Annotated in this window: 22 protein-coding genes; 18 read left to right on the forward strand and 4 right to left on the reverse strand. The window is 45.7% G+C overall.

The window, feature by feature from the left end:
- Window positions 1-203 precede the first annotated feature (203 nt).
- Window positions 204-344, reverse strand: coding sequence for a hypothetical protein (locus tag E7L17_RS09370; RefSeq protein ID WP_316322981.1), 141 nt, complete (start codon window positions 342-344; stop codon window positions 204-206).
- A 344-nt stretch (window positions 345-688) separates the two neighbouring features.
- Here E7L17_RS09370 and alr point away from each other — a divergent pair, with 344 nt between their 5' ends.
- Both alr and E7L17_RS09380 read left to right on the forward strand, forming a co-directional pair.
- Complete coding sequence (alr, locus tag E7L17_RS09375; RefSeq protein ID WP_316322982.1) at window positions 689-1,888, forward strand: alanine racemase; 1,200 nt, start codon at window positions 689-691, stop codon at window positions 1,886-1,888.
- Between the two features lie 221 nt (window positions 1,889-2,109).
- Window positions 2,110-2,556, forward strand: coding sequence for a phage holin family protein (locus tag E7L17_RS09380; RefSeq protein ID WP_316322983.1), 447 nt, complete (start codon window positions 2,110-2,112; stop codon window positions 2,554-2,556).
- 96 nt (window positions 2,557-2,652) lie between these two features.
- Here the strand turns inward: E7L17_RS09380 and E7L17_RS09385 are convergent, their stop codons facing one another.
- Window positions 2,653-3,447: a glucose 1-dehydrogenase gene (locus E7L17_RS09385; protein WP_316322984.1), complete on the reverse strand. Its 795-nt coding sequence runs from the start codon at window positions 3,445-3,447 to the stop codon at window positions 2,653-2,655.
- A 205-nt stretch (window positions 3,448-3,652) separates the two neighbouring features.
- On the opposite strand from E7L17_RS09385, the gene E7L17_RS09390 reads away from it, so the two are divergent.
- On the forward strand, window positions 3,653-4,192 hold the full coding sequence (locus tag E7L17_RS09390; protein WP_316322985.1) for a hydrolase: 540 nt from the start codon (window positions 3,653-3,655) through the stop codon (window positions 4,190-4,192).
- A gap of 78 nt (window positions 4,193-4,270) precedes the next feature.
- On the opposite strand, the gene E7L17_RS09395 is transcribed toward E7L17_RS09390, so the two are convergent.
- Entirely contained in the window at window positions 4,271-5,845 is a 1,575-nt protein-coding gene (locus E7L17_RS09395; protein WP_316322986.1) for a ClC family H(+)/Cl(-) exchange transporter, read from the reverse strand.
- Window positions 5,846-6,325: 480 nt separating this feature from the next.
- On the opposite strand from E7L17_RS09395, the gene E7L17_RS09400 reads away from it, so the two are divergent.
- From E7L17_RS09400 to E7L17_RS09450, 11 genes are all read left to right on the forward strand, one after another.
- Entirely contained in the window at window positions 6,326-7,333 is a 1,008-nt protein-coding gene (locus E7L17_RS09400; protein WP_316322987.1) for a LacI family DNA-binding transcriptional regulator, read from the forward strand.
- A gap of 16 nt (window positions 7,334-7,349) precedes the next feature.
- On the forward strand, window positions 7,350-8,753 hold the full coding sequence (locus E7L17_RS09405; RefSeq protein ID WP_316322988.1) for an L-fucose/L-arabinose isomerase family protein: 1,404 nt from the start codon (window positions 7,350-7,352) through the stop codon (window positions 8,751-8,753).
- Window positions 8,754-8,755: 2 nt separating this feature from the next.
- A complete protein-coding gene (locus tag E7L17_RS09410; protein ID WP_316322989.1) occupies window positions 8,756-9,592 on the forward strand; it encodes a transketolase in 837 nt (278 codons plus the stop codon).
- Window positions 9,573-10,502 (forward strand): transketolase family protein, encoded by a 930-nt coding sequence (locus tag E7L17_RS09415; RefSeq protein WP_316322990.1) that lies wholly within the window; start codon window positions 9,573-9,575, stop codon window positions 10,500-10,502. Before E7L17_RS09410 ends, E7L17_RS09415 begins: the two co-directional genes overlap by 20 nt.
- Before the next feature lie 2 nt (window positions 10,503-10,504).
- Window positions 10,505-11,992, forward strand: coding sequence for a glycerol kinase (locus E7L17_RS09420; protein WP_316322991.1), 1,488 nt, complete (start codon window positions 10,505-10,507; stop codon window positions 11,990-11,992).
- Between the two features lie 103 nt (window positions 11,993-12,095).
- Window positions 12,096-13,124 (forward strand): D-ribose ABC transporter substrate-binding protein, encoded by a 1,029-nt coding sequence (locus E7L17_RS09425; RefSeq protein ID WP_316322992.1) that lies wholly within the window; start codon window positions 12,096-12,098, stop codon window positions 13,122-13,124.
- 224 nt (window positions 13,125-13,348) lie between these two features.
- Complete coding sequence (locus E7L17_RS09430; protein ID WP_316322993.1) at window positions 13,349-13,990, forward strand: DUF2291 domain-containing protein; 642 nt, start codon at window positions 13,349-13,351, stop codon at window positions 13,988-13,990.
- Window positions 13,991-14,000: 10 nt separating this feature from the next.
- Window positions 14,001-15,542: a sugar ABC transporter ATP-binding protein gene (locus tag E7L17_RS09435; protein WP_316322994.1), complete on the forward strand. Its 1,542-nt coding sequence runs from the start codon at window positions 14,001-14,003 to the stop codon at window positions 15,540-15,542.
- Window positions 15,543-15,558: 16 nt separating this feature from the next.
- Window positions 15,559-16,635: an ABC transporter permease gene (locus tag E7L17_RS09440; RefSeq protein ID WP_316322995.1), complete on the forward strand. Its 1,077-nt coding sequence runs from the start codon at window positions 15,559-15,561 to the stop codon at window positions 16,633-16,635.
- The gene (rbsD, locus tag E7L17_RS09445) at window positions 16,632-17,036 is read left to right on the forward strand and encodes a D-ribose pyranase (RefSeq protein WP_316322996.1); all 405 of its coding nucleotides are present in this window, start codon (window positions 16,632-16,634) and stop codon (window positions 17,034-17,036) included. The genes E7L17_RS09440 and rbsD overlap by 4 nt, the downstream gene beginning before the upstream one ends.
- Window positions 17,037-17,045: 9 nt before the next feature.
- Window positions 17,046-17,939 carry a ribokinase gene (locus tag E7L17_RS09450; protein ID WP_316322997.1) on the forward strand — a complete coding sequence of 298 codons (894 nt, stop codon included), beginning with the start codon at window positions 17,046-17,048 and terminating at the stop codon, window positions 17,937-17,939.
- On the opposite strand, the gene E7L17_RS09455 is transcribed toward E7L17_RS09450, so the two are convergent.
- A complete protein-coding gene (locus E7L17_RS09455; RefSeq protein WP_316322998.1) occupies window positions 17,918-18,442 on the reverse strand; it encodes a hypothetical protein in 525 nt (174 codons plus the stop codon). The genes E7L17_RS09450 and E7L17_RS09455 overlap by 22 nt on opposite strands.
- 196 nt (window positions 18,443-18,638) lie before the next feature.
- Between E7L17_RS09455 and E7L17_RS09460 the strand changes: the two genes are divergently transcribed.
- The 4 genes from E7L17_RS09460 to E7L17_RS09475 all read left to right on the forward strand — a co-directional run bounded on the left by E7L17_RS09460 (window position 18,639) and on the right by E7L17_RS09475 (window position 22,018).
- Window positions 18,639-18,905 carry a PfkB family carbohydrate kinase gene (locus E7L17_RS09460; RefSeq protein WP_410470657.1) on the forward strand — a complete coding sequence of 89 codons (267 nt, stop codon included), beginning with the start codon at window positions 18,639-18,641 and terminating at the stop codon, window positions 18,903-18,905.
- Window positions 18,883-20,334: a dockerin type I repeat-containing protein gene (locus E7L17_RS09465; protein WP_316322999.1), complete on the forward strand. Its 1,452-nt coding sequence runs from the start codon at window positions 18,883-18,885 to the stop codon at window positions 20,332-20,334. The genes E7L17_RS09460 and E7L17_RS09465 overlap by 23 nt, the downstream gene beginning before the upstream one ends.
- A gap of 153 nt (window positions 20,335-20,487) precedes the next feature.
- A complete protein-coding gene (locus tag E7L17_RS09470; RefSeq protein ID WP_316323000.1) occupies window positions 20,488-21,153 on the forward strand; it encodes a UDP-N-acetylglucosamine pyrophosphorylase in 666 nt (221 codons plus the stop codon).
- A 13-nt stretch (window positions 21,154-21,166) separates the two neighbouring features.
- Window positions 21,167-22,018 carry a pyridoxamine kinase gene (locus tag E7L17_RS09475; protein WP_316323001.1) on the forward strand — a complete coding sequence of 284 codons (852 nt, stop codon included), beginning with the start codon at window positions 21,167-21,169 and terminating at the stop codon, window positions 22,016-22,018.
- Window positions 22,019-22,106: the final 88 nt, after the last annotated feature.

Genomic DNA, 22,106 nt, shown 5'->3' on the forward strand with positions numbered 1-22,106 from the left:
CGAACCACATAAATATGGCTGCCGCATGTTCCCTATAAGGGCTTAGCGGCAGCCGTTTTGTATGTTTTCCATATTATTTTTGTTTGCTTGCTTGAAAAGCAATGGTCTGAGTTAAAATTGCGCCGATTTTTTAGAGACAGGAATTTGTGTTTTTCTTTACCCGGCACAATTTTACCTAAAACACGGCTTGCTCCCCAATGGGCCTATCGTTCACTTTCGTACCATTCTTCGCCATTGAAAATCAGATCATCCAGGTCAATACCGGAGGTTAGCCCGCTGTACAAGCAACGGTACAATTCATCATCCAGATTTTCAGGGCGATTTAGCTGCATGGTCTGTTCCATGTCATCGCCTCCCCAATCTCTTCTGTTTTAAAAAGTGTTCTACCAGTATATGCCCTACAGCTTGAAAAAATTCCGGAAGATTGACGAATAAAATATTCATATTGAAATAGGCGACATTCATTCTTTTTCAAAATATTAAACTTTTTTCACAGAGTTGATTATTTCATGGTGCGGTACTATAATAGAATCCATATTCGTATAATAAGCACCGGGCAATTTACCCGGTTACAACCTGTTTATTTGTTTGTTGCGCCGGCTTGCCCTTTTTCAGCGGTCTGCGCTCTTTTCTATAGGTTTAATTATAAAAGCCAATCTTTTAATTTAAAGTAAGGAACCGGTGTTTCATGAATCATTTTTTAAAACGTACATGGGCAGAGGTAAATCTGAACGCCTTGGATCATAATTACGATGTGATTCGCGCTGCAGTAAACCCCAAGGCTAAAATATGCTGTGTGGTGAAGGCAGATGCGTACGGCCATGGTGCGTCGTTTGTGTCGCGTGAGTTTCAAAAAAAAGGTGCCGACTGGTTTGCGGTATCGAATTTAGAAGAAGCGATTCAACTTCGGCGTACTGGAATACTACGCCCTATTTTAATCTTAGGGTATACACCACCCCAGATGGCGGAGCGGCTTCAGGAACTTTCAATTTCTCAATCCGTTTTTTCTACGGAATATGCCAAAGAGCTTTCGGATTGCGCCATTGCCGCCGGGGTTCGTGTTCGAATTCACGTGAAGTTGGACAGCGGCATGAGCCGCATCGGCTTTTTATACCAGAATCCGGAGAGAGACAGCGAATCGCTTGGGGAAATTGAAGCGGTTTGTAAAGAGCCCGGCTTGATTCCCGAAGGGATTTTTACACATTTTTCCGTTGCAGATGATGGGCAACCCGGAGAAGACTTTACCATGCAGCAGTACACCTGCTTTGATGGTGCGGTAAAGGAGCTGCAAAAGCGTGGCATCACCTTTGAAATTCGCCATTGTTCCAATAGCGGTGCCGTGGTGGATTACCCGCAGCTCGATTTAGACATGGTACGCCCCGGTGTGATTTTATATGGCTTGCTGCCATCGGATCAAATGCAGCGCAACTTGGATTTACGCCCGGCAATGGAGCTGAAAACCGTAATTTCACAGCTGAAAACGGTGGAACCGGGAACCAGCGTAAGCTATGGCAGGGAATTTGTAACGGAGCGCAAAACCATTTTGGCAACCGTGCCAATCGGCTATGCAGACGGGTACCCTCGCCGTTTGCACGATAAGGCAGATATGCTGGTTTGCGGGAAACGTGCCCGCGTGGTGGGTAGAGTTTGCATGGACCAAGTGATTTTGGACGTAACGGATATTCCCGGTGTGCACACAGGGATGACGGTGACCATATGGGGTCGTGATGGCGAGAACGAAGTGAGTGTGGATGAAATTGCCAAGCTGGATGGAACCATCCACTATGAGATGATATGCTTGGTTGGCAAACGAGTGCCGCGTGTGTTTTTGCGCAATGGCAAGCCCGTTGGTCAGCTTAATTACATTTGCCCCGAAGAAGAGAGCTGAAAAGCCCTTTTTTCACAAGTGATGGACATGAAATATAATAAAAAGAGAAAGCCGGAACTTTCCTATTTAAAGGAAAGTTCCGGCTTTTTTGGCGGGGTGTATGAAAGTGTTTTATGGTTAACAAATTGCTCCCTTTAAGGCTTATAAATTCGCAAAGAGCTTTCTTAGAAAAAAGAGGGCGAAAGGTTACCGTACACAAAAATAAGAAGGGAGAGTAAAGTATGGAGAAAATCAAGGCGGCGGCCATTGCGGGCTTTACCGTGCTTTCTGCATGGATGGGTGTTCTAGCAGTACCAGTTTATTTACTGGTTGTGACTAATGTGATCGATTATGCCACCGGAATTGCGGCCTCTGTGTGCCGAAAGGAAGCGGTTAGTTCTTGCCGGGGCATACGTGGAATTATAAAAAAAGTGTGCATGTGGCTGTTAGTTGCGGTTGGAGCAATCATTGATATTTTGGCTGCTTACACAGCCGAGCAGGCGGGCATTACGCTTCCGTTTGGCTATGCCGCGGCGTCACTGGCGGCTATATGGCTTATTTGTAATGAATTGCTATCGGTGTTAGAGAATATTTCGCAAACCGGAGTGCAGCTGCCCCCGTTTTTAGAAAAAATGATTTCATACCTGAAGGTGCAGGTAGAAAACCTGCCGGGTGAAGACAAAAAATAGGAAGAAAAAGGGCAAGCCATTTCGGCTTGCCCTTTTTCTTGGCATCTTCCTGTGAGTTTGGGAAGACGCGCAATGATTGTGTGTGTGTTCAATAACTCAATAAGCGGTAAAGCCTGCATCGGCTACCAATAAGGCGCCGTTAATCAGGCTGGAGTCGTCACTGACTAAAAATAATGCTGCCGCTGCAATTTCTTCCGGACTACCGCTGCGGTAGTTCGCACCGGTACCTGCCATGGCACGTTCCATTCCCTCTTTGTGCAGGTGAGAGGGGTCACTGATGATTTCGGTATCCACTCCACCGGGGCAAATTGCATTACAGCGAACTTTCTTTGGTGCATACTGGAACGCTACGCTTTTGGTAATACCGTTAAGCGCATGCTTGGAGGCAGTGTAAGCGGTACCCGCTCTTCCTCCCTGCAAACCACCAATGGAAGAAATGTTTAAAATAACGCCGCTGCCCTGCTCTACCATAGTAGGCAGTGCCTGACGAATGGCATACATAGGTGCGTTTACGTTTACACGCATAACCTTGTCCCACAATTCATCGGATATATCAGCCATCATGGTAAAGTCATCCATAATGCCGGCATTGTTTACCAATATGTCGAGTTTGCCGTAAGTTTTTATGGTGTCGCTTACCATGGCGATAACCTGATCCTTTTCCATCATATCTGCAGCGAGAGGATGGATGTTCGAGTTTTCAGCAGCTAATTCATCGAGCCTGTTTTTCCTGCGCGCCACTGCAATGACGGTTGCGCCTTCGGCAGCGAATAATCTTGCAATTGCGCGCCCCATGCCAGAACTTGCACCGGTCACAATACAAACTTTATCTTTTAGTTTCATTCGGCATCCTCCTAATGTTATAGAGTAGTAGCTTGATAAAGGAATCAAGTGCTTGTCTCATACTATATCAGAGCAAGCACAAAAAGTATAGAGTCCAAATGTATTATTGCGATAAATTCATGCAAATAAACGAAAAAAATGGAACCTCATTAGTGAAAAAGAAAAAACGTTCTGTACTTAATTGTTGTTGCTGCTTGCTTTCAACATTAGAATCCAATAGAATAGGAGGAAAAGCCACAAGGAGGAATTCGTCATGTTGGTAAAGGGAAATGCGGCGTTGCTGCTCATAGATATGCAGGGAAAACTGGCAGAGAGCGTACATGATTCAGGGCTGGTGCTTGAAAACTGCAAAAAGTTGATTCAGGCGGCAAAGCTGTTCAAAATGCCGATTTTGTATTTGGAGCAATACCCCAAAGGGCTTGGAGCTACTGCACCGGCCTTGCGTGAGCTATTGGGGGAACAAAAGGCGATAGAGAAAATCTCTTTTAGTGCTTGCGACAATGAGGAGTTTCAGCAAAAGCTGAGTGAACTAGGGCGAAACCAGCTTTTGGTTGCCGGTGTGGAGACGCATGTTTGCGTTTACCAAACTGTGCGGGATTTGTTAAAACAACCGTATGAGCTTTATGTTGCATCTGATGCGACTTCCTCCCGTACTGAATGGAACCGAGGGATTGGCCTAGAGCGTATGCGCGAAATGGGCGCCGTCATTACCAGTACAGAAATGGCACTGTTTGAAATGATGCGTTCCGCAGAGGGTAATCTATTTAAACCGTTTGTAAACATTGTGAAATAAAAAAATAGCAAAAGCTTTGTGAAGCAAGTTTCACAGAGCGAAAGTAAAAAACCACCGGTATACCGGTGGTTTTTTACTTTACTTTTGGGTGTGTTCCTGTATTGTTTGGCACAAACAACGTATTTGCTCACGAATATTACTTTCTTGTGTTTCTGAAGAAAGAATGACCAAGTAATCCCCGGGAAGAATCCTTGTTTTACCGCTGGGAATCAGTTCTTTGGTTCCACGTCGCAGGCCCACAATCAAGAGTCCCTGTGGCCACTGAACTTCTTTTATCGTATGATTTGCAGCTGTGCTGCCATACTCCACAGGGAATTCAATTATACCGCCTTGTTCGGGATGAGAGGAGGAATTTCCGCTCTTCTCCATATAACGCTCCAGCAGGGAATCGTAAATCGGTTCGATTTTTAGCATATCCGAAACAAGGAGTGCGACGAATCCACAGGCTGCCACCGGCAGCAGATGAACCAGTGATCCGGACATCTCTGCCGTGAGCAGAATGCTAGTAACAGGTGCTTTTACAGAGGCTGCAAGTGCGCCGGCCATAGCGCAGATGGCAAAGTCTGAACTATACTGCGGCGGAAGACCCATTCCAGTAGCAATGTGCGCTACAATGCTACCGGAGAGTGCACCTATGGTGAGAATGGGGAAGAAGATTCCCCCCGGCACGCCACTACCAAAACTGACGCCAGTAAACAGCAGCTTTACAATTAGATAAATAAATAGCATACCAAGACCGAGCTGTGTTCCTTCCGAAAGGCGAATTAAATCACGCCCGCCGCCCAGCGTCAACGGCAAAAACAGCCCGCAGGGCAGGGCGACTAACAGTGCTACACAAGGACGCGCAGATGCGGGGATCTTCTTGTACAACTGCTGAAAATCAAGAAGTGTACGGTTGAGAAGAGAACCAATCAGGCCTGAAACAATACCAAGCGGCAGCAGCCATATGTAATAGGGTATGGGCAAGACGGGTACATCGGTAAAGTCAAGAACAGGCGTCAATCCAAAAAAGTTTTTTGACAAAAAATCCGCAGTAAGAGAGGCTGCAGTTGCAGAAATCAAAATAAGCGGAGAAAAACTGCGATGGATTTCTTCCAGTGCAAAAACCATACCTGAAAGAGGGGCGCTGAACGCTGCCGAAAGTCCCGCTGCCGCACCGCCGGTGATAAGGTAATCGTCCTCCAGTGTACCATGACGGCCGCAGCGATCTGCCACAGCCTGACCCGCTGCCGCACCTATCTGGATTGATGGGCCTTCCCGCCCTAGAGAAAGGCCGAAAAGAGAACACAGAATGCCGCCGATAAACCGGATGGCCAAAATAGATTTCCACTTCATTTTCAAGCCGAACAGCACAACACCCTTCACCTGTGGAATACCACTTCCAGAAGCCATTGGTTCTAGCTTTATCATCCAATTTAGAAGAAGACCAACTCCTACAATCAAGGCTAGCCACGGCAGAAGAAGCAGGGTATGTGTTTTTAAGTAGGCATATATTTTAATAGAGAAATCCACTCCATGTTCAATACCCATTCTATAAAATATGGATAAAATACCTGCCAGTACACCAACTCCAATTCCTTTTAGGGTTAGGTTCCATTTAAGCTGGTTCATTCCAGAAAGAATGCGATAGATTCTAGTTTTTGCTTTTACCAAGTGTAATACAGCTCCCGTTCAGAAAAATGCGACCCTATGGGCCGCATTAAATTTTATATTTTACACTGCAAACTAGAGTTTAGTTGCGTTTGCAGCATCAAAATATTATAACACTATGCCTAAGTGCTTTCAAATCAAAGGGCATTTCCAAGTTCGATTTTATAAATAATTGGTTAGAAAATAAGAAATGTATTTATAAATTTTGACTTATATTATAAATAGTTTGCACAGTAGTTTTTTAAATAAAGGTTCAAAAGAATAATAAATATTTATATAAATATTTATATAAAAACTAAGGTAAATATAAAAAATATCGTTTATTTTTAGTCAATTCATAGTCTAATTATCTAAATGAATCTCTTATATTATGGATATTTCATATAAAAAACTATATTAATATAAAAATAACTAAAAATTTGGTTGTAAATGTTTAAATGATGTGTATAATGGTGAACAACAGGAAGGAAATGGGGGATTCCGTTGAAGGGAACCATTAAAATGATTAGCGAAATGACCGGATTTTCTCCGGCAACTGTGTCGAATGCACTTAACCACAAACGTGGAGTCAGCAAGCTGACGGTCGAGCGTGTGATGCAGGTGGCAGAGGAAATTGGGTATTCCATAAAGCCTAGAATATCAAAAATCAAGTTTGTGATTTATAAAAAGAACGGTCTTATCATTAATGACAGCCCGTTTTTTCCGGCAGTGATTGAAGGCGTAGAACGCCAAGCGAAAAACTTACAGTTTGAAACCATGTTTTGCAACATAGACAGCAGCAGCCCAGACTGCGCAGAGCAGGTACATACGATTTTAGAGGATACCAGCGCGGCGGTAATCCTTCTTGGTACAGAGATGACAGAGCAGGATTTTCAGCTATTCCGCAACCATAAGTGCCATTTGATTTTGCTCGACGGCTGGTGTGACAGCATCACCTTTGACAGTGTTCTAATTAGCAATACCGATTCCGCCTACCATGCAGTGGAATACCTAATTGAAAAGGGGCATAGAAAAATCGGTTACTTAAGAGGGAGATTCCGTATTAAAGCGTTTTCTTACCGTGGTATCGGGTACCGTAGAGCACTTACCAAAGCTGGATTGCCGATTGAGCCGCAACACACTGTTACGCTGGGAACTACCACAGAATCTGCTTACCGAGATATGGTGGAGTTTTTGGAAAAGAAAAACGATATTCCTACTGCTTTTTTTGCGGATAATGATGTGATTGCTCTTGGGGCAATGCGTGCGCTACAAGAAAAAGGCTACCGTGTACCGGAGGATGTTTCTATTATCGGATTTGACAATATTCCATATTGTGAGATTTCTACCCCGCGGCTCAGTACCATCCATGTGTTTAAGCAAGAGATGGGTGAAATTGCAGTTCGCCGTTTGAACGACCATATCCGTCAGGAGAGCAAGGTGAAAACCAAAATACAGGTTTGCACTGAATTTGTGGAACGAGAAAGCGTTCGGGATTTGAATGCAACATAAATAGGGAGGGTAAGTTATGGAGAAAATCAAGCTGGGGTTTGCGCCTACCAGACGAAGCATTTTCAGTGCGCCGGATGCACTGAAGTACCGCAACCTCACGGCAGACCGCCTGCGTGAGCTAGATGTTGATTTTGTGGATATTACAGACATCAACGACGAAGGACTGTTGTTTGATGACGCAGATATGCAGAAAATAGCTGAAAAATTCAGAGCGGAGAAAATAGACGGCTTGTTTTTGCCGCACTGTAATTTTGGTACGGAATATGTGTGTGCAAGGCTTGCAAAAGAGCTAAATGTTCCGGTTCTGCTGTGGGGGCCGCTCGATGAACGCCCCGAGCCAAACGGTGTGCGCCTGCGCGATACCCAGTGTGGATTGTTTGCAACCGGCAAGGTGCTGCGGCGCTTTCAGGTTCCATTTACTTACATGACGAACTGTCGGCTCAATGACCCCGTGTTTGAGCGTGGTCTGCGAGATTTTATGGCAGTGTGTAATGTAGTAAAAACATTTCGTCACATTTGCATTTTGCAAATCTCAACCCGCCCGTTTGATTTTTGGACGACGATGTGCAACGAGGGCGAGCTGCTCGAACGCTTTAACATTCAGCTTTCTCCCATCCCAATGCCAGAGCTAACGCAGGAAATGCGGCTGGCAAAAGAGAAATCTCCACAAGAGGTACAGCAGGTACTTGAGTACATAAAAGAAAACATGGATGTTCGCATTGCAGAGGAAGCGCTCGAAAATGTGGCGGCGCTCAAGGTTGCAATGAAGCACTTGGTGCAAAAATACGGCTGTAACGCGGTGGCAATTCAGTGCTGGAATGCCTTGCAGCAAGAAATTGGAATTATGCCCTGTGCGGCAAACGCACTCATGAACGACGAGGGAATCCCAGTGGTGTGCGAAACTGATATTCACGGTGCCATTACTGCCCTGTTGGTAGAGGCCTCCGGTATGGGTGAGACTCGCTCCTTCTTTGCAGACTGGACTGTGCGCCACCCGGATATTGAAAACGGTGAGCTGCTGCAGCACTGCGGCCCGTGGCCGGTTTCCGTTGCACAGCAAAAACCAATTTTAGGTTACCCGCTGGCATTCAAACACCCGGGAAGCCTGACTGCCGAAGCGAAGCACGGCGAGTTGACTTTATGCCGTTTTGATGGAGACAACGGTGAATACTCCATGCTGTTGGGTAACGCAAAAGGCGTGGAAGGCCCCAACTGTATGGGAACTTATCTTTGGATTGAAGTGGAAAACATAAAGCGCCTGGAAGAGAAAATCGTATGCGGCCCATATATTCACCACTGTGTGGGAATCCACAAGGATGTGGTTCCGGTATTGTATGAGGCATGCAAGTACATTCATGTAACACCCGATTTTTATGACCCGATTGAGGAGCAGGTGCGCGCCTATCTTAGGGGGGAATAAAAATGGTGAATTTGCAGGAAAAGGCATGGCAGATACGAAAAGATATTGTAACGCTGATTTATACGGCGGGCAGCGGGCATATTGGCGGTGATATGAGCGTAACCGATATTCTGGTAACGCTTTATTACAAGCACATGAACTGCTCGCCTGAAAACCAGACAGATAGAAACCGTGACCGCTTTATTTTGAGTAAGGGGCATTGTGTGGAGTCTCTCTACTGCATTCTGGCAGATAAAGGGTACTTCCCAAAATCGGACCTTGACAATTATTCGGGTTACCTTTCCAAATACATTGGCCACCCCAGTGATAAGGTAAGCGGAGTTGAGATTGGCTCTGGCTCTTTGGGACATGGGCTGCCATACAGCGTGGGCATGGCTTTAGCCGGTAAAATGGATGCCGCTCCCTACCGTGTATACACCGTAATGGGTGACGGTGAACTGGCAGAGGGTTCCGTATGGGAAGGCGCCATGGCGGCTGCACATTATAAGCTCGATAATCTCACCGCTTTTATTGACCGAAACCGCCTGCAAATCTCCGGTTCTACGGAGACAGTGATGGCGCAGGATAGCCAAGAGGAACGCTGGCGTGCGTTTGGCTGGCATGTGATCTCTATCGATGGTAACAGCACCAAAGCGATAGATTTTGCCGTGCAGGAGGCAAAGCAAGTCAAAGGCAAGCCTACCATGATTATTGCAAACACAACCAAGGGCTGTGGCGTTTCTTTTATGGAGAACCAAGTCTCATGGCACCATAAAGCGTTGGACGACGAGCATTTTGAAATAGCCATACGTGAGTTGGAGCAAAGGAGGGCGGCAGCACATGAACAAGATTGCGAATAAGCAGGTCATTTGCGACGTGCTGCTAAAGGAATCGGAACATGACCGGGATATTGTAGTACTTTGCAGTGATTCCCGCGGCTCCGGCTCTATGACTCCTTTTGCAGAGCAACGACCGAATCAATTTGTTGAAACCGGCATTGCCGAGCAGAATCTGGTTACCATTAGTGCCGGGCTTGCTAAGTGCGGGAAAAAGGCGTTTGCGGTTTCTCCGGCGTGCTTTCTTTCTACCCGCAGCTTTGAACAGGCAAAGGTAGATGTAGCGTATAATCACGCCAACGTAAAGCTCATTGGTATCTCTGGAGGGGTAAGCTATGGTGCTTTAGGGCTGACTCATCACTCAACAAACGACATAGCGGCGATGGTGTCTGTCGTAAACATGCGGGTGTACTTGCCCAGTGACCGTTTGCAGACCGAGTGCCTGATTCAGGAGTTGCTCAAGGATGACGAGCCTGCTTATATTCGGGTGGGCAGAAATGCGGTTGCAGATGTTTATGACGAAGAGAAGGTTCCCTTTGTACTGAATAAAGCGACTTTGTTACGAGACGGTATCGATGTGACCATCATCGCATGCGGTGAAATGGTGTCTGCCGCAAAGCAGGCAGGCGAGCTTTTGGAACAAAAGGGCATGTCGGCTCGTGTACTCGATATGTACTGCATCAAACCCATTGACCGGGAAGCTATTTTAAAAGCCGCCCGTGAAACAAGGGGAATTGTAACCATAGAGGAGCACACCGCATACGGCGGGCTTGGCGCGCAAGTAAGCCAAATTGTGTGTGCGGAGCATCCAACAAAAGTAAAAAGCCTCACATTGCCGGATGAACCGGTTATTACGGGAAAATCACAGCAGGTATTCGATTATTACGGCCTGAATGCCGAGGGCATTGTAAAGGCGGCAATGGAGTTGATTTAAAGATGCGGCAAACCTATTTGCTTGCAATCGACCAAAGCACGCAAGGTACCAAAGGGATGCTGTTTGACGCAGAGGGGCGGTTAACCGCCCGGTGTGACCGCTCCCACGCGCAGCTTATCGATGAAAAAGGCTGGGTGGAGCACGACCCGGAGGAGATTTACTTCAACACCGTTGCTGTGGTGCGAGATGTGGTTGAAAAAGCCGGAATTGATAAAAATCAGATTGCGGCAGTCGGCATCAGCAATCAACGTGAAACCGCTGTTGTATGGGAACGGGAAAGCGCGAAGCCAGTTTATAACGCAATTGTATGGCAGTGTGCACGCGGGGAACAAATCTGTGAAGAGATCCGTAAGGCTGGCTATGCGGAGAGTGTTCGTGAGAGCACCGGGTTGCCGCTTTCTCCTTACTTTTCAGCGGCGAAAATTGCGTGGGTATTCCGCAATGTAGACGGTGTTGAGGAGCTTGCAAGAGCCGGTGGCATTTGCTGCGGCACAATAGACACTTGGCTTTTATACCGCTTGACCAAGGGAAAAACCTATGCCACTGATTATTCCAATGCGTCTCGCACACAGTTGTTTCATATCGCGGCTCTTTCTTGGGACCCAGAGCTATGTAAGCTGTTTGGTATTCCGCTGGATTGTATGGCGCAGGTGCGAAACTCGGATGATTCCTTTGGAGATACCGATTTTGATGGTTATTTTGATCACCCTATTCCCATTCGCGCGGTAATGGGAGATTCCCACGGGGCACTGTTTGGGCAGAATTGCCGGGAACCGGGGCTGGTAAAGGCGACCTACGGTACGGGCTCTTCGGTAATGCTCAATACGGGAGAAGAACGAATTCTAAGCCAAAACGGACTAGTTACTTCTCTTGCATGGTGCATGGGAGGAAAGGTGCAGTACGTTTTGGAGGGGAATATTAATTATACGGGTTCCGTAATTGGCTGGCTAAAGAATGATTTACAGCTGGTGCAAACGGTACAGCAGGCGCATGAGCTTGCCGCGGCGGCGAACCCGCTGGACAAAACCTACTTTGTTCCCGCATTTACGGGGCTTGGAGCACCGTATTGGGACAGCGCCGCAACTGGTTTATTTACCGGCATTACTCGCCTTACCGGTCGTGCAGAACTGGTAAAGGCAGGCGTAGACTGCATTGCCTACCAGGTAGCCGACATTGTAAACCTGATGCGGGAGGAATCTGGCCTTGCCATTCGCGAGCTGCGAGTAGATGGCGGGCCAACCGAAAGTAGCTATTTAATGCAGCGCCAGAGCGACATTTTGGGAATACCGGTATGCGTACCGCAGTGGCAAGAGCTCTCTGGTATGGGTGCTGCATATGCTGCCGGTATATCGGCAGGGATTTATGAACCAGAAATCATTTTCTCCTGCGTGGAACGAACCAATTACCGTTGCAACATGCCGGAGGAAGAAAGCCGGGAGTTATACAGTGGCTGGAAGCAAGCCGTGCAAACGGCACTGAACCACGAATAGCAGGCCAAGCGGGAAAATTTGGGGTCCTGCGGGTCTCTATTGGGGTTGGCCTTAAAAGATGCTAGGGCAGCCTCGAATAAATTACAAATTGGGAGGAAACAAAATGAAGCACAGCAAAAAATTGGCAGCAGGTCTTTTAGCCATCGCAATGGCAGCGAGCATGGCAGGTTGCGGAGGGAATACTTCTAACAGCTCGGCGGCACCAGCGCCCAGCAAAGCAGAAGGTTCTTCTGCGGCAGCGGCAGCAAAGCCTCTTACCGGTGGCGGCTCCAAAATTATGTACATCATTACTCCTTCGCACTCCAATCCTTTCTTTAAAACGGAGGCAGAAGCTGCTTCTGCAAAGGCTAAGGAACTTGGCTATGAGGTTAAACTGGTTTCTCATGACGATGACGCAACCAAGCAAGCAGATCTTTTTGACAACGCCATTGCCGATAAGGCCGCGGCCATTGTTTGTGACAACGCTGGTGCGGATGCCACAGTTGCGGCTGTGAAAAAAGCACGCGACAACAACATTCCTACCTTCCTTATTGACCGCGAAATCAATGAATCTGGTGTGGCAATTTCTCAAATCGTAGCAAACAATTATCAGGGCGCAAAAGCTATTGCTGAAAAGTTTGTAGAAGCAATGGGCGAGAAAGGCGAATATGCCGAGCTGCTCGGTAAAGAATCCGACACCAACGCAGGCGTTCGTTCCGCTGCATTCCACGAGATTATTGGCCAGTACCCTGAAATGAAGATGGTTGCGCAGCAGACTGCAAACTGGGAGCAGACCGAAGCGTACCAGAAGGTTGAAACTATTCTGCAATCCAACCCCAAAATTAAGGGTATCGTATGCGGTAACGACACCATGGCAGTTGGCGCTGCTGCAGCTATTAAAGCGGCTGGCCTGAAAGACATCGCCATTGTAGGTGTGGATGGTTCCGATGAAGCAGCAGAGCAGATTAAAGCTGGCAACATGGTTGGAACAGCACTGCAGCAGGCTGCTTTAATGGCAGAGATGGGCGTAGAGCAGGCAGACCAGTACCTGAAGAACGGTACCACTGGCAAGGATGAAAAACAGCTGGTAGACTGCATTGCAATTACGAAGGAAAATGTAAGCAAGCTGAAGAACTTTGTATACGCTGGCTAATTGGAAAGTTAGTTCAAAGATGAACGATGTATGAGTTATTTCTAAAATAAACGGAAAGTGAGGGTAAGGCGAGAGAGAAAGAAACACTTTCCCTTATCCTCACTATTTTTTAGTTTACATAAAAAGCTGGTACAAAATAGCGAGAGAGCGTAGGTGCCAAACATCGCAATACATAGAGTAATTCAATTTAGAGCCCAAGGGGTTTGAGAAATGGGGAGTGCAAATTGAAAAGAAAATTCGCCGCACTGCTTTTGGTTCTGGCGTTTACCGCCTCCTCCCTAACCGGCTGCGTAAAAGTAGTAAAGATTGGGGAAGAAAGCAAGTTAACCGGAGAAATTGCTTTTAATGCAGATAGTAATGTGGAGACCATTTGGCAGTCAAACGCAGTACCAGATTTAACCGAAAAAGCAATTGATTTAAATACGTTTCTAACTGAATCAAAAGGAAATTTGAAAGCTTTGGCAGAGAAATACGGAAAATACTCTATGGGCTCCACCGGTGAGCTGAACTATGTGGTAAAAGGTACTGCAGAAATTACAAAAGTAGATACCACTAAGAAAAATGGCGTAATGGAACTGAAATTACAAGGCTATGAGGGTCCTGAAAGCATTCAGCTTCAAATTGGTTCGGTGTTCCGGGGTTCCGCCGTTCGTGACTCGATCAGCTTTATTAAATATGAAGATTATAAAAATCAGGTGCAGTGGGCAAATGTATCTCAAAGTATTCACACAATTATACAAAAGCAGGTAATCGACCCGTTAAATGTATCATCTCTTACCGGTAAAACCGTGGAGTTTGTTGGTTGCTTTACTGTAGATGGCAACGACAAGCTGCTTATAACCCCGGTGCAATTAACAGTAAAATAGGGGGTGCCTTATGGAAAATCAAGAGGTTTGCCTTCGGGCGGAGCATATCTGTAAGATTTACCCCGGTACCAAGGCGTTGGACGATGTATCGTTTGAGGTTCTGCGGGGTAAGGTGAATGTTCTTATTGGAGAAAATGGAGCGGGAAAATCGACGCTGATGAAGATTATAGCGGGTATTGAACAGCCTAGCTCCGGCCAGCTTTTTATGGAAGAGAAAGAGGTTTCTTTTCGGGATACAACAGAGGCTCGTTCCTATGGAATTGGAATTATACACCAGGAGTTAAGCCTATTCCCGAATCTAAATATTTATCAAAATGTCTTTATGGCACGGGAAAAAACAAAGAATAAATTCCGTTTGGATAATGCCCAGCATGCCGAACTTACGGAAAAGGTGCTAATGAGGCTGGAACACCCTATCCCTCCTGAAACCTTGGTAAGCAATCTGCGCGTTGGCCAGCAGCAGATTATTGAGATTGCCCGCAATTTAATCCAAGACGATTTAAAAATTCTGATTATGGATGAGCCAACCTCCTCTCTTTCCGCACAGGAGGTACAGATCTTATTTAAAATCATGCGTGAGCTCACGGCGGCGGGTATCTCGATTGTTTACATATCGCACCGTTTGGAAGAAATTATGCAGATTGGCGACCATGTTACGATTCTTCGAGACGGAAAATACGTTGCAGACGAAGAGGTCTCCAATATTAATGTTCCGTGGATTGTAAAACAAATGGTAGGCGAAGAAAAGGGCTATGCCCACCGAGAGCGCAATGTAGATTGGGAAAGTACCCCTACTGTATTGGAGGTAAGTGACATCTCCCTGCCAAAAAGCGGTGGCGGGTATTTGCTAGACAAAGTAAGCTTTCAGGTGAAAAAGGGTGAAATCCTCGGGATTTATGGCCTGTTGGGCGCGGGGCGCACAGAGCTGTTTGAATGTATTATGGGCTTGCACCCCGAGCACACCGGTAAGGTTTTGCTTGATGGTCAGGAGATTCAAATTGACAGTGTGGCGGGGCAGATTCAGCGTGGGTTTGCTTTGGTGCCAGAGGACCGGCAGCGTGAGGGACTGGTTCAAACATTAAATATTGCGAAGAACATCTCCCTTTCTAACCTGAAGAACTGTGTAAAAGGAATTTTTATTGATAAGAAAACGGAAGACGAGCAGGTGGAGCGGCAAATTGCAGATATACATATTAAGGTTGCTGATAAGCGCCTTCCAATCTTATCGCTTTCCGGTGGAAACCAGCAAAAGGTAGTTATCGGCAAAGGGATACTGACGAACCCGAAAATTTTGCTGTTGGATGAACCAAGCCGCGGAATTGATGTTGGAGCAAAAGCGGAAGTATTTGATATTATCAATCAGTACGCAGAACAAGGGTTGACCATCCTCGTAATTTCTTCAGAGCTGAAAGAAATTCTGGCAATCGCCGACCGAATTGTGGTTCTCTCAAACGGGAAGAAAACGGCGGAGCTGGCAGGGGATGAAATTACAGAAGATAACCTAGTGATGGCGTCCTATCAGGGGCATCATTTGCAGGCATCGGGAATTTAAAGGGGAGAATGCAGGTATGAAACTGAATCAATCAAATCATGGGCTTGCCATGACGCTCCTAAAGGGAAGAACCTTCATTGTACTGATTGTACTGCTGATTTTCTTCAGCTTTGCAGCGCCTAACTTTTTTTCGCAAAATACCATGCTGTTAATTGCAAAGCACGTAGCACTTTATGGTATTCTTGCGATTGGTATGACCTACGTTATTATTACAGGGGGAATCGACCTTTCGGTTGGTGCTGTGGTTGGCCTTGCCGGAATGGTGGCGGGTGGCCTGATTAACAAAGGCCTAACCTTACCCATGTTCGGTGTTACCCTATATTTTGATGTACCGCTTATTGTACTTATTACAATTCTAGTGGGAGCATTGGTTGGTTGGGTAAACGGTATTGTAATTACCCGGTTTAACGTAGCGCCGTTTATTGCCACACTGGGTATGATGTATGTGGCGCGCGGTCTTGCCATGCTACACTCGAATGGTGCAACCTACTCGAATATCGTAGGGAAACCGGCTCTTGGCAACACGGGGTACGATTTTTTTGGCAGCAGTATTTTAGGGATACCGGTTGGTGCAATCATTCTTCTTGTGATAGCGGTAGTTACCGCTATACTGCTCAAATTTACTCCCTTTGGCTGGCATGTGTTTGCCATTGGCGGTAATGAGAAAGCCGCGAAGCTTTCCGGCATCAAAGTAAATAAAGTGAAAATCATGGTATACATACTGTCTGGCGTTTGCGCCGCAATTGTAGGCATTATTAACTCGGCGCAGTTGGTGGCTGCCCACCCTGCTTCCGGTGAATCTTGGGAAATGAACGCTATTGCGGCGGCTGTTTTGGGCGGCACCTCTATGGCGGGCGGTATTGGCACCATCGGCGGTACCATTGTAGGTGCGTTTGTGATAGGTGTCATTAATGACGGCATGGTTATGTGCGGTGTTTCGGAGTTCTGGCAGATGGTGATTAAAGGCCTGGTTATTGTCTTTGCGGTAGTAATTGACCAGTTCCAAAGAAATTTACAGGCTAAGATGGCACTTCAGGCACGCGGTGAAGAAAAAGAAGCGGTAGCTTCGACTCCGGGAGGGAATATGGCATGAAAAAAACTGGTATTCTGAACGCGCAGCTGGCAGGGTATATTGCCGGGCTGGGACATAAGGAGCAATTTTTAATCGGGGACGCAGGAATGCCCGTACCGAAAGGAATTCCCATAGTGGACCTGGTTCTGTGCGGCGGAATCCCAAGTTTCCAGCAAGTAGTGGATGCCGTGCTTGAGGAAACTGTTGTGGAGGGGTACATTGTTGCCAAAGAAATGCAGCAAGAGAACCCGAGAATGGCAAGGTACCTTCATAGCAAGCTTGCGTGGTTACCTGTACAAGAGATTTCTCACACGGAACTCAAGCAGCAAACGGAGAACGTAAAATTTGCAATTCGTACCGGCGAATTTACACCGTATTCTAATGTGATTTTGCAAGCCGGAGTGGCTTTCTCCAATGAATAGGAGTTTCTTATGAAGATTCTGAATTTTGGTTCCCTGAATTACGATTACGTTTACACGGTTGACCACATTGGCCTACCGGGAGAAACCAATGCCGCTTTGCGTATGGACACCTTTATTGGTGGAAAGGGCCTCAATCAATCCATTGCCATCGCACGCGCAGGGGCAGAGGTTTGGCACGCCGGCCAAGTAGGGGAAGAAGGCGAGCAGCTGTTGCAAATGTGCCGCGACAACGGGGTACATACGGACTGGATTCGTACGGTTTCCGGTAAAAGCGGGCACACGATAATTCAAGTGGAAAAGCACGGTCAGAACAGTATACTTCTGTTTGGTGGTGCGAATCAAAGTATTCCGGAAGAATTCGCAAACGAGGTGCTTTCTTCTTTCGGTAAAGGAGATATGCTGTTATTACAGAATGAAATTAACGGTGTACCCCGCTTAATTGAAGAAGCCTATTCGCGTGAAATGCAAATTGTGCTAAATCCATCCCCTTATCATGCGGTAATTGAAGAATGCGACCTTACCAAAGTTTCGGTATTGCTGGTAAATGAAATTGAAGGCTGGCAAATCAGCGGTGAAAAAGAGCCAAACAATATACTAAATGCTCTAGCCACACGATACCCCAACCTAGCCGTTGTATTAACTTTGGGAAGTAAGGGCGTTATTTACCGCGATAAAAAAGAACAATATGCACATGGTATTTATGCAGTTCCAGTGGTAGACACCACTGCTGCAGGTGATACATTTACCGGGTATTTCTTGGCTGGCGTAACCCGTGGGCTTAGCGTACCACAGTCTCTGGAGCTGGCTTCAAAGGCCTCTGCCATTGCAGTAACACGCCACGGTGCCGCTCCGTCAATTCCTGTTCTTTCATTTGAACATTTTTACTCTAAGTGCAGACTCTGATTATACGCATTAATTTTAATTAATTCTTTTTCTAGAAATTCTGTTTCTTCCCAATTAGCAATATTTAAAAACGAATTTAAGGTTTGATTATTTTGGGGGAATATGTGACATGCTCTTTCGTGCGAAACTGTTCCAAGCAATAATTCATCATTACTAAAAAAACAAAGATCTTCCGCAATCCGTGGTTTTTTATTGCCTATTAAAAATATATTATTGAATGTATTTAATAGAATGTCCTTGACTTTTTGATCCGCTTTATATACAGATACCTCTAATGGTCTACTATCATCCAACATATAATAGCAATACCAATGTGTGGTTTTTATTTTACTCACTAAATAGTTATTGATTTCGAAATAAAAATTTTTAGATTGTTCTGATTCAATAGAACCATAATACTTAGTAAACGATATATACGAGGATTTTTCAAAACACAAATCAATTATCATTTTAAAGTTGGGATTCGTAATATTTTTATCCAACAAACTAAACGTTTTTTTCAAAATATTAAGTCCTTCTTCTATATCAAATAGTAGAGTATGTCCAATCTAAATAATACATAATTATCTCCTCCTATCTGGCTTTAAAATACTTTATGCTATTTTAACATTTTGTAATAAGTATTTGATTCTTTTTTTGATTAAAAACATAAACACATTATAAATATTGTTAAGTAATATTTATAATGTGTTTATGTTTTTGCTTTCTTACCCTACCCTTATTACAGTGGTAAACACCACCGCGGCGGGCGATACGTTTACCAGGTATTTCTTGGCTGGGGTAACCCGTGGGCTTAGCGTACCACAGTCTCTGGAGCTGGCTTCAAAGGCCTCTGCCATTGCAGTAACACGCCACGGTGCCGCTCCGTCAATTCCTGTTACTGTTATTAACAGTAATAGGTACACGTTCTATTTTTGCAGGTACTTCTTCTACGGCGGTTTTGTTGGAGTTCCCTTCCGGTTTTGACGACCCACAGGGGGTAGAACTTCTGCCTGCAGGTAACAACCATTACTTGCTTTGTGGAACGCAGGATAATCGGTCTTTTGTTTTGCTGTTGGATGAAAACGGACAGCGCTTGGACGAACAGATTCTTTCGGCACATATGCAGTTTCCCTTGTATCAGGATGGGAAGCTTGCTTTGGTGTGCCCATACCGCAGCAGTAATCAAGAAGAGTTTGGGGTAAGTGTATATACCTATGTGGTTCGCCCAGATGAGCTTGATACAAACCAATCGATTGATCTTCCGCAGATTTATGTAGAAGGAAAAAATGACTTTGCAATGGATTCCAAAGGGCGTTTTTACGCCATACATACACCCATGGAAGATTCTATTTTGCTTTTTGAACCCTCCGGCTGGCTGCTTAACCAAATTGCATCCACCCGCGGGCCAGTTACCTCCGTAGCGGTTTCACCAAACAACGTGTTGTACACACAGTACAATGGGGAGAGTAAGTTTGGCATAAAAACGATGCCGGATTCCATTCGGGAAGAAACGCCTCTAGAAGAACCACCCTTGTTTGACAGCGATATTCCTCAGGATGGATATCGGTTTTTAAATAAAAATATGGTGATGGACGAAAGTGGAAATCTATACCGTGTACAGTCAGATACCGGTTTGTTATACCGCTATGCAGAAACTGGCGGGGTTTTGGAATGTGCTGCTGCGCTTTCCTCCAATAAAGTTCTGGTCAAAACGGAAGATTCGCGACTATTAGAGTATGTAGACAGTGAGAATACGAGGGCATATCAAATACCTGGCGATTTGATTTCAATTTCTGCGAATGGGGAACGTGCAGCAGCAATTGTACAGCGGGAAGAGGATTGGATTTTTCAGCCGATAACACAGGAGCTTTTAGAGGACGAGTCCTCTTCCTCACAGGAGGAGAGCAGTGAGGAAGTTTCGTCCAAACCGGAGGAATCCTCTAAAAATGAAGAATCGTCTCATCCCGATAATTCCTCTGAATTGCCCGAGAAGGCAGAAATTATATCGCTCAATCAATCGGTTCGAATTGATCGGAGTGCGCAAAAAATCTATTTACCCGCCAATACTACCTATGCGGCATTAAAAAATGTAGTTCGTGTACAAGAGGGAACTTTGGAGGCACAAAAGCCCAATGGCGTGTCTTTTGTGAGCGGATATGTAATGACGGGTGCGGTTTTACTTGCACAAAACGAGGAGGGTGAAATTAGCGATAGCCTGACCGTAGTGGTGCAAGGGGATTTAAGCGGTACAGGGCGCTTAACACAAACAGACAGCAAGTTGCTCTACCGGGTGCTCAGTGGCACAGCAGAATTGGAGGAAGCATCCTTTGCGGCGGCAGATATGGATGGCGATGGGAAAATAACAACTGCTGACTTACTCATTTTAAAGAAAGAGCTTAAAAAATCTTCTTGACATTTGCATGGAATAAGATAAAAATAGAAGGTACAGTTGAAAATGGAAGGAATTTAATTCTAGGCTTATTAAAGTAGTTTTTTACGCAGATAAGCTTCTGTTTTCAATGAGGTTACAAAATAATATTTTGCTAACGTTCAGGAGATCAGTAGTATGTTAACGATTGAAACTAACGATTTATTTGATTTAACGCATACGTTGGCGGCGCCGTTTTTGCGGGACTGCCAGTACCCTTGGCAGGCGTTTCCCCAAATTAGCGGATGGATTCGTGAGCTGGGTGCAGCACTTTCGAAGGATGAATACGAGCAGCGCGGGGAAGATATATGGGTTGCACGCAGTGCGAAGGTTGCCCCTTCGGCTTTTATAGCCGGGCCTGCCATTATTGGGCCTGGAACCGAGGTGCGTCATTGTGCGTTTATTCGTGGCAGTGCATTGGTAGGAGTCGACTGTGTGGTGGGTAATTCTACGGAATTAAAAAATGTGATTCTATTCGATAAAGTACAGGTGCCGCATTACAATTATGTGGGAGATTCTATTTTGGGTTACCGTTCCCATATGGGAGCGGGTTCGATTACGTCCAATGTGAAATCTGACAAGACATTGGTAACTGTACGTGGTGAAAACGGTGTTCTGGAAACAGGATTGAAAAAATTTGGCGCTGTTTTGGGAGATTTGGTTGAGGTTGGGTGTAACTCGGTATTAAACCCCGGTACAGTAGTAGGGGCTGAAAGTACGGTGTACCCGCTCTCCATGGTGCGTGGAGTTATACCACCCAAAAGCATTTACAAATGTGCCGGTGAAATTGCAGATAAGAAATAGAGGTGTCTTTCGTATGGAACGACAAAAAAGAGTAGCGGCAATTCATGATATTTCTGGGTTTGGGAAGTGTTCCCTTACCGTGGCATTGCCGATTATTTCGGCCGCTGGTATTGAGACCAGCGTGATGCCCACAGCAGTGCTTTCCACTCATACGGGTGGGTTTACTGGCTTTACTTACCGTGATTTAACGGAGGATCTTCCTCCCTTTGCGGCGCACTGGAAGAGCCTCGATCTTCAATTTGACGCATTGTACAGCGGTTTTTTGGGCTCCTTTGAGCAGATCGATATGGTAGAAGATATTTTTCGTCAGTTTAAAACAGAGAGCAACCTCATTATGGTTGACCCTGTGATGGCAGACAATGGTCAGCTTTACTCCATTTATACTCCCGAAATGGCAAAGGGAATGGCACGCCTGTGCAAGAGTGCTGATTTGGTTGTACCGAATCTTACAGAAGCCGCTTTCTTATTAGGTAGAGAGTATAAAGAGGGGCCGTATTTAAAGCAAGAGATTGAGGAACTGCTCAAAGCACTTGCGGAGCTTGGCCCAAAAAAAGTGGTGCTTACCGGAGTATGGTTTGAGGAAAGTGAGCTAGGCTCCGCTGGTTACGACAGCGCTACGGGAGAGATTAGCTATGCGTTTTCAGAGCGCATTGAAGGCTCTTACCACGGTACGGGCGATGTTTATGGCAGTGCACTGCTTGCAGGTTTGCTAAACGGTTTTGAGCTACAAAAGGCAATGCAGCTTGCTGTTGATTTTACTTGCGGTGCAATTCGCAGAACCAAGCAAGCGAAAACAGACATTCGTTTTGGTGTGAATTTTGAGATGGAGATTCCAGCGTTCCTGAAAAATTTGGGTTTAATTTAAGCATATGTAAATGATAGAAAGCAAGATAAACACCCTTGTGTTGTAAGCACAAGGGTGTTTATCTTTTTCGGGATAAATAGAATTAGAT

The organism is Clostridium sp. (assembly GCF_032576335.1).
Lineage (GTDB): Bacteria > Bacillota > Clostridia > Oscillospirales > Acutalibacteraceae > Faecalispora.

What these genes read in the sequence shown, in the direction of transcription:
- E7L17_RS09370 (WP_316322981.1), bottom strand. Translation starts at nt 344, where the DNA reads ATGGAACAGACCATGCAGCTAAATCGCCCTGAAAATCTGGATGATGAA.
- alr (WP_316322982.1), top strand. Translation starts at nt 689, where the DNA reads ATGAATCATTTTTTAAAACGTACATGGGCAGAGGTAAATCTGAACGCC.
- E7L17_RS09380 (WP_316322983.1), top strand. Translation starts at nt 2,110, where the DNA reads ATGGAGAAAATCAAGGCGGCGGCCATTGCGGGCTTTACCGTGCTTTCT.
- E7L17_RS09390 (WP_316322985.1), top strand. Translation starts at nt 3,653, where the DNA reads ATGTTGGTAAAGGGAAATGCGGCGTTGCTGCTCATAGATATGCAGGGA.
- E7L17_RS09405 (WP_316322988.1), top strand. Translation starts at nt 7,350, where the DNA reads ATGGAGAAAATCAAGCTGGGGTTTGCGCCTACCAGACGAAGCATTTTC.
- E7L17_RS09410 (WP_316322989.1), top strand. Translation starts at nt 8,756, where the DNA reads ATGGTGAATTTGCAGGAAAAGGCATGGCAGATACGAAAAGATATTGTA.
- E7L17_RS09415 (WP_316322990.1), top strand. Translation starts at nt 9,573, where the DNA reads ATGAACAAGATTGCGAATAAGCAGGTCATTTGCGACGTGCTGCTAAAG.
- E7L17_RS09420 (WP_316322991.1), top strand. Translation starts at nt 10,505, where the DNA reads ATGCGGCAAACCTATTTGCTTGCAATCGACCAAAGCACGCAAGGTACC.
- E7L17_RS09425 (WP_316322992.1), top strand. Translation starts at nt 12,096, where the DNA reads ATGAAGCACAGCAAAAAATTGGCAGCAGGTCTTTTAGCCATCGCAATG.
- E7L17_RS09435 (WP_316322994.1), top strand. Translation starts at nt 14,001, where the DNA reads ATGGAAAATCAAGAGGTTTGCCTTCGGGCGGAGCATATCTGTAAGATT.
- E7L17_RS09440 (WP_316322995.1), top strand. Translation starts at nt 15,559, where the DNA reads ATGAAACTGAATCAATCAAATCATGGGCTTGCCATGACGCTCCTAAAG.
- rbsD (WP_316322996.1), top strand. Translation starts at nt 16,632, where the DNA reads ATGAAAAAAACTGGTATTCTGAACGCGCAGCTGGCAGGGTATATTGCC.
- E7L17_RS09450 (WP_316322997.1), top strand. Translation starts at nt 17,046, where the DNA reads ATGAAGATTCTGAATTTTGGTTCCCTGAATTACGATTACGTTTACACG.
- E7L17_RS09470 (WP_316323000.1), top strand. Translation starts at nt 20,488, where the DNA reads ATGTTAACGATTGAAACTAACGATTTATTTGATTTAACGCATACGTTG.
- E7L17_RS09475 (WP_316323001.1), top strand. Translation starts at nt 21,167, where the DNA reads ATGGAACGACAAAAAAGAGTAGCGGCAATTCATGATATTTCTGGGTTT.